Here is an 11,841-nt window from a genome sequence, read left to right as displayed (position 1 = left end):
CCCAGATACCAGGTCCCCTGCCCCAGCGCCGGAACCGTCACCCCATTCGCTAACTTCACTTCATGCCGCATATGAATCCTCCGATCAGATAAGCCCGGCTTCCTTCATAACTCTATTTTATCAAATAATTTAAATGCTTCTAATTTATTGAGCATACACTACGTAAATTCATTCTGATTCCGACCTGATTGCTTATATCTCAATTTTATTAAGCCCTTGACATGTAATATTGATTTCAAATTATTTCATCTTGTTTCATTTTTGTATTTTAGCACAAAAATGAGCACAGTACAGAGTACCATGCTCTTAGTCAGATTAGAAATACTGATTTCGTTATAAGTTTTTCTCAATCTCCTTATTCAGCTAAATATACCCTTAAGGGGGAAGGGGGTATACTAATCGTTAGCTACTATTGAAAGATTTACACTATACCAGCGATATGGTTCGGGATTAAAGGCTCTGGAAGGGCTTCCTTTACTTGAAAGAATTTCATTCACCTTACTAAAGTATTCATTGAGATCTTCTCTGGAAGCTCTTGCATTATTGTGATGTAACGGCATCATCAACTGCGCCCCCATATCTAAGATCTGCTGAGCACAATATTCAGGGCTATAGCTTCTGATTCTGTGGCGAAGCATAAGATTGGGCTTTTCCTCAGTCATATGCTTTACATGTTCCTCATAGTCACGTCCTGCAGAAAAATCTATTTTGAAATTCTCATGGGTTTCAATCATAAAATTCATATTAAAGATTGACCCCAGTGCTCCAAGTCGAGTCGGACATGGAACACCAAATCCCTCAAGCCCTCCTGTAAGGTTACCCGGATCACTCGGCCTGCGAAACCTGCCTTCTCTGAAAGATCTGTTATCGTGGGCTCCCGGATATGTTTTTAATGTAAAATCATCAAAATAATAAGTATTACCTGGATACAAAGGATATATTGTCCCATATGGTATATCAAATGTTCTCGCCAGTTCTTCGCAGCATCCTGCCGGACACAGCACTCTGCCGTAAAACTTGTTCCAAAGTTCACCAACAAGATTACAATGATCTCCATGAACATGATTCAAGATAATATAATCGGCACCTGTAAAATCATCAACAGAAAAACCAGTCTGTGAATAAATATCCCTTTCCATTTTTTGACTTTTGCTAAGATCAGTTATCCCATCATATTTTGATGCATCCAGGTAAAATGGATCTGTTACAATAACTTTTCCATTAGGCAGCACTATCTCGTAGCATTGAACAGATATCCATCTAATCTTTAAAGAACAGGATATTATCTCTGTTTTATAATCTTCACTCATTTATAATCCCTTTCATTTCTCTTTAAGCATATGTATTTTACAATTTTGGCAAATAATTCTATCTATAAGTCGGTTGAATGACCTAATTCTTATCTTCATTTTCCGTATTCAAATTCATGCTGTGTAAGCCGGAAATATAGTCATGATCCACAATACACCAAATATTCCGATGATAAGACTTGGAATCCAACTCATCTTAATGAGATCTTTCTGATCATAACCTCCAAGTCCTACAGCAAGAGCTATAGTTCCGGTTGAAGCCGGTGTCCAGAATGCACTCTGTCTTGCGCAAAAAAGAAGAAGCAAAGGTCCCACAGGATTACAATGCAATGACTGACATGTAAGAATCACGATAGGCGTAAAAATCTGACCTACACTGGTATTGTTCATAAATTGAGTCATTATGAATGGTATAAAGAAAAACATTCCGCCAATTATATAACCATTTCTTGTGTTTCCAACTAAAGCGGCAAGGACATCACCTATAACTTCGCCAAGGCCACATTCCACCATAGCGCCTCCAACAACACCCGCTGCAGCCAACATCAGGATGATACGCATAGGAATTGCTTTGATACCCTCTTTAGGTGTAAGAACACCGGTAAACATGACTATCGTAGCGCCTGCAAATGCTATTTCCCAGGCTTTTATATCGCCCAGCTGACTTTGGAAAATGAGACAAAATGTAACAACCGCAAAAATAATATATCCCAAGGCTTCCCTTACCGGATCAAGTGGCGGAAGCTCTTCCTTATTCTTTTTCTTTGCATCAGCTACACCAATATTGATCTCCGCCGAAGGCTGATCTGGACATAATTTAGGTGCAAAAAAGATAGCATAGATCATTATCATCAGTGCTATAGGAAGCCGCCCCTTCATGGGGTCAAGTAAAGTCATTGCGTAATCTGTATAACCGTAACTTTCAAGATAGGCATTTTGCGATGCATAGGTAGTTGCAGCAACACTGAGCGGTACTACTCCGCATCCAGCGATATCTACAAGTGCAAGCGGAAAAATCATCTTAGAAGGACTTACATTAAAATCATCACAACAACATACTGCCAATGGTCCAATGATAGCAAATGCCGTTGTAGGAAGAAGTCCAAGGTTGACAAGCGCAAATGTCAAAATCGCATATCCCGCAAGCATGACAGTAAATCTACCACCACTTACTTTATATACAAGTTGAGTTACTTTCTTTACAGCCTGAGTTCTGCTAAAACCTGCGGCTATAATAAACATACATATGATTTGAATCGAATTAGACGTGAGAATATCCGCCACTATAGTTTTTGACGGCAATATACCAGTTATATCAATCATAAGAATTGCCATCATAGCAACTGCGCCGTTGGATATTTTGAATTTTTTTCCAAACACATAGCCCAACATCATAAATATCAAAATCGCCAGACATAGTATCATTTGAATAGTCATTATTACTTGTTCTCCTTTTTCTTTTTTAATCGCATGCAGGTTTTTGTACAAGTCAAGACTGCCTTTAAATATTATTTTTGGTACCTTTGATGAGATTATTCTAATTAGTCGTACCTCAATGTGTCCAATATCACATAACGTGAAACTCATAGCTATTTGGCATGAGTTTGCACCTGATTGTATACATTTTTTTGTACAGAAAAGCTCGCTACTTTGTAGCGAGCTTTTCATGTCATCTGGAGTCTACTGCATAAAAATGGCCTTTACCACATTAATGAGACGTATATATGACGCTGTATTGTAAAATTCATTTAAACATGTCAAGTATACCTGATAATTTATATTTTGCTCCGGATGTATCAAATAGAGATTCTCTTTCTTGTCAGAACTATTCCAACCATTCTTTTCTACAGGAACAAAAGTACTGGCTATCCCGGACTTAACCATAGCAGCTCTGCTTTGACTGTTTGTAACATCCATTATTTCCAGAGACACCTCATTCTGCTTTAGCATTCTTTCAACTATATTTCTGCTGGAACTACCAGGCGCATTAACCGTGAATGTTTCATTCTTGAGATCTTCAAGACGCAATACAGGGTATTTTATCCCATCCACAAAACAAGCTTTTTTAGCCAGTGGACTCCCTGTACGTAGTCTGACTCCAACACAAACGTCTTGCAGAGGCTCATAATGCATATAATCCTCTCTATCTAATGTTGCAAGGATTACTGCATCCAAAGATTGATCCAACAATCCATATTTCAAACTTTGAGTGTCTCTGGTTTGAATTTGTAATATCTGTTGCGGATTTTCTCTGTAGAATTTTTCTAAAATGGTTCCCGCTAAGCATACTGTTCTCTGATATGTCAATCCCAAAACCAACGTATCTCTCTGTTGTTTAAGCCTTCTTAGTTGTTCTTCAAACCTAGAATGAGATATTACTATATCTCTCGCCATTTCCAAAAAAAGTTCTCCTTCTTTTGTCAACTTGACTGATACTCCCTTAACACGCTTGAACAACGAAATATCATATTCCTTCTCTACTTTTTTTACACACTTGCTAAGCGATGGCTGCGCAACAAAAAGTTTCTCAGCTGCTTTTCCAATACTGCCTGCTTCTGCAATAGACGTAATATATATAATATCCCTTATGTTCATTGATTAAAATCCTCGTTCTTCAGTAATGGCAAATCCGGAAGCTGAAAAGTCTACCTGTTACTGAAAATATTTTAACACAAAACACTCTGATTTACAGAATGAAGCGTACTGAAATATAACTTCAGCGGACTTCCTCCGCAATAGTCCATCCGAGGCATGAGCTATTGCGAAGGAAGTCCGCTGAAGTTATGTTACGATTTATTCACCTTTCAGATGTCTGTCAAAGAACTCCGCGTTTTGATACGGTTTTTATCTATTTCGTACTCATCAGCGTGAGCTCTCCCACATTGGGGTCTGACCCCCTTACAAAATCATTATGTTATTGCATATCGAGATATTCCTTATGTGTCGGCTTCGGATATGCCATATCGATCATGACGAGTTCCTCCGCTGTAAGGTCAATGTTGTCGGCATGAGCATTGGACATAGTATGCTCAGGTTTCGAACTTCTAGGGATTGCAATGGTGTGACCGTTTCTTATGTTCCAGGCAAGCATGATTTCAGGGACAGTAACTCCATGCCTGGCTGCCAGCTCCTGAAGAGTCTTATTCTGGAAAAGACCACGTCTCAGAGAACCAGCCTGAGCCAGCGGACAGTATGACATCAAAGCAACATCATGCTCCACCATCCAGGGAAGAAGTGAAAACTCAATTCCACGTGAACCTGTGTGATAAAGCACCTGATTCACAAGACAGTTTCTTCCCTCAGGAATCCTCCAAAGCTCCTCCATATCATCGATATCAAAATTGGAAACGCCCCATGCCTTAATGAGACCCTCAGCCTTTAACTCTTCAAGTCTTGAAACAGTCTCATATAAAGGATATGAACCTCTCCAGTGATAAAGATAAAGGTCAAGATAATCGACTCCCATACGTGAAAGACTGCCCTTCAGAGCCTGACGCATCCGGCTGCCGCCCGCATTATTGGGAAGTACCTTTGAAACCAGATACAGCTTACTTCTGTCAAGAGTGCTGATAGCCTCTCCCAGCATATCCTCTGCCGCACCGCTTCCGTACATCTCAGCAGTATCGATCAGAGTCATTCCCGCTTCAACACCCTGTCTTATACCCTCTATCTCTCTTTTTCTCTGAAAACGGTTCTCTCCCAGATACCAGGTCCCCTGCCCCAGCGCCGGAACCGTCACCCCATTCGCTAACTTCACTTCGTGCTTCATATTAGACCTCCACCATAAACGCATATTTTTTGCCGTTTATTTCTGACATGCTGATGCACATCTAATCGGCTCCATAGACTTTTTACAGCATAATAAGTAGTATATTTTACCATAACGTGAGAAAAATCAAGGGACGGGTGCCTAGGCTTGCGAGTTGAAAAGACATCCGGTCAGTTATGTACGACCATGACACACGTCAGTGTGACAGGGGCGAACATAACTGACCGGATGTCTTTTCAATCGAGTGGGCCGGCGCACGTCCCTTGATTTTTCGTATTATTTAAATAAGCCCCGCTTCCTTCATAACCTTCTTGAAAAGCTCAAGAGTAGCCTCATTAGTTGTCGGAAGTGACGGCAGGTAAGGATCCCCCACATTCTCGCCGCGGATATTAGCCATATCCTTTGCAGCAACCGGGAATGAAGCCTTATCCATAGCAAGTCTTACAGGATTAAGCTTGAACTGAGCCTCACGTGAACCCTCGAAATCACCTGCTACATACTTCTCATAAACTGCACCGATAAGCTCAGGCATGAAGTTTCCTGCTGTACATACACCGCCAACTGCACCTACACACATTGATGCAAAAAGAAGTGTGTCCTTTCCGCCGAATACCTTGAAGTTCACATCACGGTTTCTGCGAATGCATTCCTCTGTAAGAGTGATATCTCCTGAAGTATCCTTCATACCAACAATGTTAGGGACCGCATGAGCGATCTCTGTTACGAAATCAGCAGTCATACCGTAGCCAACACGGCCGGGGTTATTGTAAAGGAGTACCGGAGTCTCAGGAATAGCCTCAGCTATAGCCTTAAAATGATTGAAAAGCTCGTCATGTGTAGGCTTCAGGAACATTGGCTGAAGAATAGATACACATGCAGCACCGTTTGCTGCTGCCATCTTTGCAAGGCGGATGCACTTCTTTGTATTGATAGCGCCGATACCGAAGTAAACAGGAACTCTTCCTGCGGCCTGATCAACCATGATCTTAAGGCCTCTCTCCATCTCGTCTTCCTCAAGCTGATAGAACTCACCATTAGAACCGAAAGCAAGAATTCCGTGCATTCCACCGTTGATAACATAATCAACCTGCTTACGCATTCCTGCCTCATCGATCTTTTCATCCTTATCGATTACTGTGATGATAGGCACCACTACGCCCTTTATAAAATCTGTATTCATCTATAGACCTTTCCTTAAAAGAATGTCAGCCCATGTTTTTTCAAAAGGGCTGACATTAGACATTTATTTACTTAACGATTGATGTTCCTGAGATTCTCTCGTAGTACTTAACGATATCGTCGTGGTCACATGAACCCTCATCGTGGTTCTTAAGCTCCTGCATAACTTCCATCATATGAGCTGTCATAGGAACAGGCATGTTGATAGCATGTGAAGCATTAAGAGCATTTGTAAGATCCTTAATGTGAAGATCGATTCTGAAACCAGGCTTGTAGTTTCCTGAAAGCATCATAGGAGCCTTAGCATCAAGAACTGTTGAACCTGCAAGGCCGCCGCGGATAGCCTGATATACAAGCTCAGGATCTGTTCCTGCCTTCTTTGCAAATGTAAGAGCCTCTGCAACGATACCGATGTTTGCAGCAACGATCATCTGGTTAGCAAGCTTAGCAACATTACCTGAACCGATAGGTCCAACATAAACTACAGAACCTGCCATAACCATAAGCATGTCATAGTACTTATCAAATGTCTCCTTCTTGCCACCAACCATTACAGAAAGTGTTCCGTCGATAGCCTTTGGCTCTCCACCTGATACAGGAGCATCAAGCATATCTACACCGATCTTCTCAAGATCAGCTGAAATCTTCTTTGACTCAACCGGGTCGATAGATGACATATCGATAAGAACTGACTCACCCTTACGGAAGCCCTCAGCAAGACCCTTCTCGTTAAATACAGCTGCACGAACATGAGGTGAGTTAGGAACCATAGTGATAACTACGTCAGCGAACTCAGCAAGATCCTTACCGCATGTACCGGCCTTAGCACCACAGGCAACAAGATCGTTTACTGCCTCCTGGTTGAAGTCATAAACCATAAGCTCGTGACCGGCCTTTACAAGATTCTTTGCCATCGGGCGTCCCATGATACCAAGTCCAAGAAAACCAACTTTCATTTGTGAAATCCTCACTTTCTTAAATGTATATTTGTTAAATAAAAACCTTTACAACCGAGTCATTTTCAACTCGCAAAGCCATGATATAAAATCGACGACTTATTCTCAATTTGTAAAATGGCCAAAAATTAATTCAATTATGTTACTTTCGTCAAAAGTAAAAATCTCGTCTCAATCCATTCCATTATATTTCATTAGTATTCATGGAATTTCACCAACATTGCTCATAATCGTAAGCAATACTCTAAGTTTATACTTTTTTTATTTATCATCTGATAGTTTGGAGTATTAGAAGCTCAGAACCGACAGGCATCCATTGTAATCCGTTAAACTACGGCATGAAGTCACATGTTATGAGTCATATTGGCTGTTTTTTTATGATACCCAAGAAAAGTAAAGAAGCCGGTGGGCATCCACCGGCTCCGCGCGAAAGACCTATATATTACTTCATGAGCACTTTCACTTCATGAGTCCTTTCACTTCATGAGCACTTTAACCTGTCTCACTCTCTCATCAATGAAATCAGCCCAAACCGTATCGTCAAGATATGGCTGGCTCTCGTGAGTATAGGTTCCGGCCTTATCCAAAATCTCAATCTGATTCGGATGAGACGGAAGTGCGATATCCACATGAATCTTCTTAATCTTCTCCGCATCATTCAGGAATCTCTCCCTGTGTGCCGGAGTAAGCATCTTGCTAGTCTTGTAGTAGTCATCATTCATGGTATTGGCGCCTACGCCTCCATGCATGGCAACAGTATAAGTCTCGCCTGTCACAGGATTCTTCTCGTCCCAGAAGAAGCTGGTACAGCCCAAGGTGTGTCCCGGTGTAAGCAGAGTTCTGATGGAAATGTCACCAAGCGTGATGGCAACATTATCATCATAATGTCGATCCACCTTTATATGCTGAACGTGCCAGATATCATGAGGCAGCTCAGTTTCCTCCGGATCCTTCTGCATGAATTCATCGTCTTCCTTTGACATGTAGATAGGTGCTCCTGTAAGAGCATGCATTATGGCAGCTCCTCCAAAGTGATCAAGGTGTGCGTGACTTATAAGTATCATCTTGATATCTGTCGGCTTGTGACCAAGCTTATAAATGGAATCCACCAACATATAAGCACTCTCTGCGATTCCCGTATCAAGAAGTATGAGGCCTGCTCCTGTATCTATAAGATATGCACCAACCCAGGTTTGGCCTGCAACATACCAGGTTCTGGGTGACACCTGGAAGGGCTCTACGGCAAGCTTCCAGGGTTCCTCACAAAGTGTTTCCACCGGATGAGGAGTAGGTTTTGAAACTCTAAATGGCATTATTCTTTCCACCTTTCATTATTATTAATTCTTCTTCACATACTTCGCATAAAGCGTTTTAAGTATCGGTGAGAAAATACATGCTATGGCAATAAGGTTGAATACACAGGAAATGGGACGTGTGAAGAAGGTTGCCACTGTCTCGGTATTCTGGAATGCCTTGAGCATGTTGCTCTCCATGGTAGGTCCCAGGATGAATGCAAGGATAAGCGGTGACTGCGGAAGTCCGCCGTATGCCATGAGACATCCGATGACTGCGAAGAAAAGCATCATTCCGCACTTATAAAGGCTTGAAGAATCAACGTAAGCACTGATAAGAGAAACCACGATAAGTGCCGGATACATGTAGTGATAAGGTACCTTCAGAATCTGAGGGAACACTCTCATACCGATGGCCTGGAGGAAGAAACATATAATTGCACAAATCGCAACTACAACGAACATAAGGTAAACGATGTGACCACTGTTCTTAAATACCATTGGTCCCATCTCAAGACCGTGAATAGTAAGTGCACCGATAAGAAGCGCAGTACTTGAATCTCCGGGGATACCGAGAGCTGCCATTGGGATCATGGCACCGCCGATGGAAGCATTGTTGGAAGCCTCAGAAGCCCATACACCCTCAGGGTTACCTGTTCCGAAGGTTTCCGGATGCTTTGAATTGTTCTTTGCAACCGAGTAAGCCACGAGGTTTGAGAGACCTGCTCCCATACCCGGAAGGAAACCGATTCCGAGACCGATAAGGAAGGAACGGCAAATGTTTACGAGATTTTCCTGAATGTCAGAGAACTTGATTCCGATTCCCTTTATCATATTTGTATCTACTTCAGGAAGCGGATCAAAGCCCTTGGCGTGAGCAAGGATCATCATGCTTACACCGAAGATACCGATAAGTACGACTGTCATTCCGAGACCGCCCATAAGGTACATATTGTCAAAAGTAAATCTTGCCTGAGCATCGATAGGTGAGTAACCAACGGATGCAAGGAGAAGTCCGATACATGCACTGGTAAGACCCTTAAGCATATTGCCCTTGGAGATGGCAAGTACCATGGTGATGGCCATGAAGCAGAGGCCGAAATATTCCCATGGACCGATGGCAAAGGCAATGTTTGCTACAGACTGCGCAAGGAAGGCACCGGCGATGGCACTGAAGAAGGTTCCGATAAAGGAAGCTGTCATACCTATGGCAAGAGCTCTTCCTGCCTGACCCTTCTTAGCCATCGGATGGCCGTCAAAACATGTGGCAACCGATGAAGGTGAACCCGGAATACCCAGAAGAACAGAACCGATGAATCCGCCTGAGCATCCCCCGATCCAGAGTGAAAGAAGGAACATGATGGCCGGGCCTGTTTCCATACCATAGGTAAGCGGCATGAAAAGCATTACCGCCATGGTTCCGTTAAGTCCGGGGATGGCACCGAAGATGATGCCGATAACATTACCCACAAGTAAAAGTAAAAGATTTATCGGGTTTGTGACCTGAGTGATTATAAATCCTGCATTCTCAATCATTTCTCATTCCTCCTTAGCCGAAGATGCCCATAGGCAGTTGGTATCCAAAGGCAACCTGATAAGCCAGGAAGATAACCAGCGTTACGGCTGCCGAAAAAATGATCCTTGATACCGGCTTTGTTACGTAGCCCTTTGCATACCATGTGGACAGGCAGTAAAGGTAAATCGGTGTCGAAATAAAGAATCCGATAAACTGCATCGCAAGAATGTATAAAGCGATGGCAGCGATATTGATGATAAGCTTGATCCAGCCCTCTTTTATGAGAAAGGTCTTCTGCTCTTTATCCTTGCAGCCTTCAAGGAAAATGCCTGCACCGCAGATAACGAAACCTACGGCTGCCAGTCCCGGTAATGCTTTCGGTCCGGGATAACTTGCTGTAAACGGAACCTTAAAAGTGCTTATCATTGCAAACACAAATATTCCCAGTGCAACGATCACTGCACCTGTGATCTGATCTCTTGAAACTTTCATTGATGTCCTCCAGGTCAGACACCGTTTGGATTGGATTTGATCCGATACGCATCTGACTCAATTATCAAATTTGGGGTTTTCATTCAAACACATCTTCTGATCTTGTGTATACAGTTTAGTGAACTCATAATTTTTTAGAGTCTTAATGGATTCACACGGACAGTGACTTATACACTCTTAATCAGAATCTTGGCAAAATATTAGCCCACATCCTCACATGGTTCATATGAGCAATGCGGGCTAATGTTTCGATTCAAAACCTTTGTCCTGTATCCGGTCAGGTCCTGAACCTTTATAACGTGACTTGATTATTTCTGAACAAGTCCAAGCTCTTCAACTACAGAGTTGATGTCTGCCTGCTGTTCTGCAAGTTTTTTGGGGCCTTCCTCATATGAAAGGAATTCCATTGCCATACCTGCAGGTTCGAGTACTTCGTTAACAGCATCTGCCTTTGCAGCCTCTGCATATGCATCATAAAGCTTCTTGGCAATGTCCTCGTTCATGTCTTTAGGACCTGCGAAAATGTTGTAGGAAGCCCATGAGCAGTCAATTCCGGACTCGGTCATTGAAGGAACATCAGGAAGAACTGAAGATCTTGCGCCCTCTTCGCCGTTTGTGATAACTGCGAGTGCATTAGCCTTGCCGGACTCAACATACTGCTTAGCCTGGTTAACGTTTACGATGCAGGCATCGATTGTGTTTCCGACAAGAGCTGTAAGCTTCTCTGTATCTGAACCAGCTTCAACATACTTAACCTGAACGCCTGAAGCCTTAGCCATAAGACCTGTGATAACGTGTGTTGTTCCGCCGGTCTCGATACCCATCTTGATCTCTGCTGACTTACCCTTGTTTACGAAATCCTCAATTGTCTTCATATCTGAATCAGCTGAAGTAACAAGAACGTACTGTCCCTTCTCTGTACCCTGGCTTACGCCCCATACCTTGAAGTCGTCATTTGCTGTCTTGTCATAAACCTTTGTAGCTGACTTGATAAGCATTGATGTGTGATACTGAAGGATCTTGGCTCCGTCGCCCTTTGCTGTACGAACTGTCTCCATGGCAACAACTCCGCCGCCATCAGTATTGTTTACGATAGTAACATTGGAACCTGTCTTTGAGGCAACCTCCTGACCAAGGGTTCTTGCCATAACGTCGGTTCCGCCGCCGGCCTTTGCAGGTACCTGAACTTCGATGTTCTTGGGAAGCTCGCTGGAAGCCTTTGCTCCGCCTGATGCGCCGCAGCCCATAAGTGCTGCTGAAATTGCTGCGATTACGATGCCGGTTAATAATGTTTTCTTATTCATCTCATCCTCCTGAATTTAGTGAA

Annotated in this window: 10 protein-coding genes; all 10 read right to left on the bottom strand. The window is 42.7% G+C overall.

Annotation, left to right across the window (positions count from 1 at the left end; all coding sequences use genetic code 11):
* Positions 1-395 precede the first annotated feature (395 nt).
* The 10 genes from G625_RS0116675 to G625_RS0116630 all read right to left on the bottom strand — a co-directional run bounded on the left by G625_RS0116675 (position 396) and on the right by G625_RS0116630 (position 11,818).
* Positions 396-1,310, bottom strand: a complete 915-nt coding sequence (locus tag G625_RS0116675) for an MBL fold metallo-hydrolase (RefSeq protein WP_029202003.1) — start codon at positions 1,308-1,310, stop codon at positions 396-398.
* A gap of 114 nt (positions 1,311-1,424) precedes the next feature.
* Positions 1,425-2,747 (bottom strand): SLC13 family permease, encoded by a 1,323-nt coding sequence (locus G625_RS0116670; RefSeq protein ID WP_049895980.1) that lies wholly within the window; start codon positions 2,745-2,747, stop codon positions 1,425-1,427.
* 243 nt (positions 2,748-2,990) lie between these two features.
* Positions 2,991-3,905, bottom strand: coding sequence for a LysR family transcriptional regulator (locus G625_RS0116665; protein ID WP_029202001.1), 915 nt, complete (start codon positions 3,903-3,905; stop codon positions 2,991-2,993).
* A gap of 319 nt (positions 3,906-4,224) precedes the next feature.
* Positions 4,225-5,079, bottom strand: coding sequence for an aldo/keto reductase (locus G625_RS0116660; protein WP_029202000.1), 855 nt, complete (start codon positions 5,077-5,079; stop codon positions 4,225-4,227).
* Between the two features lie 280 nt (positions 5,080-5,359).
* The gene (locus G625_RS0116655; protein ID WP_029201999.1) at positions 5,360-6,259 is read right to left on the bottom strand and encodes a dihydrodipicolinate synthase family protein; all 900 of its coding nucleotides are present in this window, start codon (positions 6,257-6,259) and stop codon (positions 5,360-5,362) included.
* 67 nt (positions 6,260-6,326) lie between these two features.
* Positions 6,327-7,229 (bottom strand): 2-hydroxy-3-oxopropionate reductase, encoded by a 903-nt coding sequence (gene garR, locus G625_RS0116650; protein ID WP_256377653.1) that lies wholly within the window; start codon positions 7,227-7,229, stop codon positions 6,327-6,329.
* 461 nt (positions 7,230-7,690) lie between these two features.
* On the bottom strand, positions 7,691-8,527 hold the full coding sequence (locus G625_RS0116645; RefSeq protein WP_029201997.1) for an MBL fold metallo-hydrolase: 837 nt from the start codon (positions 8,525-8,527) through the stop codon (positions 7,691-7,693).
* Positions 8,528-8,551: 24 nt separating this feature from the next.
* Positions 8,552-10,042 carry a tripartite tricarboxylate transporter permease gene (locus tag G625_RS0116640; RefSeq protein ID WP_029201996.1) on the bottom strand — a complete coding sequence of 497 codons (1,491 nt, stop codon included), beginning with the start codon at positions 10,040-10,042 and terminating at the stop codon, positions 8,552-8,554.
* Positions 10,043-10,055: 13 nt separating this feature from the next.
* The gene (locus G625_RS21665; protein ID WP_049895979.1) at positions 10,056-10,514 is read right to left on the bottom strand and encodes a tripartite tricarboxylate transporter TctB family protein; all 459 of its coding nucleotides are present in this window, start codon (positions 10,512-10,514) and stop codon (positions 10,056-10,058) included.
* Positions 10,515-10,822: 308 nt separating this feature from the next.
* Positions 10,823-11,818 (bottom strand): Bug family tripartite tricarboxylate transporter substrate binding protein, encoded by a 996-nt coding sequence (locus tag G625_RS0116630; RefSeq protein WP_044933347.1) that lies wholly within the window; start codon positions 11,816-11,818, stop codon positions 10,823-10,825.
* Between the last annotated feature and the right edge of the window lie 23 nt (positions 11,819-11,841).

The organism is Oribacterium sp. NK2B42 (genome assembly GCF_000424445.1).
Lineage (GTDB): Bacteria > Bacillota > Clostridia > Lachnospirales > Lachnospiraceae > Oribacterium.
This window is presented reverse-complemented; position numbering and strand designations above follow the sequence as displayed.

What these genes read in the sequence shown, in the direction of transcription:
- G625_RS0116675 (WP_029202003.1), bottom strand. Translation starts at nt 1,310, where the DNA reads ATGAGTGAAGATTATAAAACAGAGATAATATCCTGTTCTTTAAAGATT.
- G625_RS0116670 (WP_049895980.1), bottom strand. Translation starts at nt 2,747, where the DNA reads ATGACTATTCAAATGATACTATGTCTGGCGATTTTGATATTTATGATG.
- G625_RS0116665 (WP_029202001.1), bottom strand. Translation starts at nt 3,905, where the DNA reads ATGAACATAAGGGATATTATATATATTACGTCTATTGCAGAAGCAGGC.
- G625_RS0116660 (WP_029202000.1), bottom strand. Translation starts at nt 5,079, where the DNA reads ATGAAGCACGAAGTGAAGTTAGCGAATGGGGTGACGGTTCCGGCGCTG.
- G625_RS0116655 (WP_029201999.1), bottom strand. Translation starts at nt 6,259, where the DNA reads ATGAATACAGATTTTATAAAGGGCGTAGTGGTGCCTATCATCACAGTA.
- G625_RS0116645 (WP_029201997.1), bottom strand. Translation starts at nt 8,527, where the DNA reads ATGCCATTTAGAGTTTCAAAACCTACTCCTCATCCGGTGGAAACACTT.
- G625_RS0116640 (WP_029201996.1), bottom strand. Translation starts at nt 10,042, where the DNA reads ATGATTGAGAATGCAGGATTTATAATCACTCAGGTCACAAACCCGATA.
- G625_RS21665 (WP_049895979.1), bottom strand. Translation starts at nt 10,514, where the DNA reads ATGAAAGTTTCAAGAGATCAGATCACAGGTGCAGTGATCGTTGCACTG.
- G625_RS0116630 (WP_044933347.1), bottom strand. Translation starts at nt 11,818, where the DNA reads ATGAATAAGAAAACATTATTAACCGGCATCGTAATCGCAGCAATTTCA.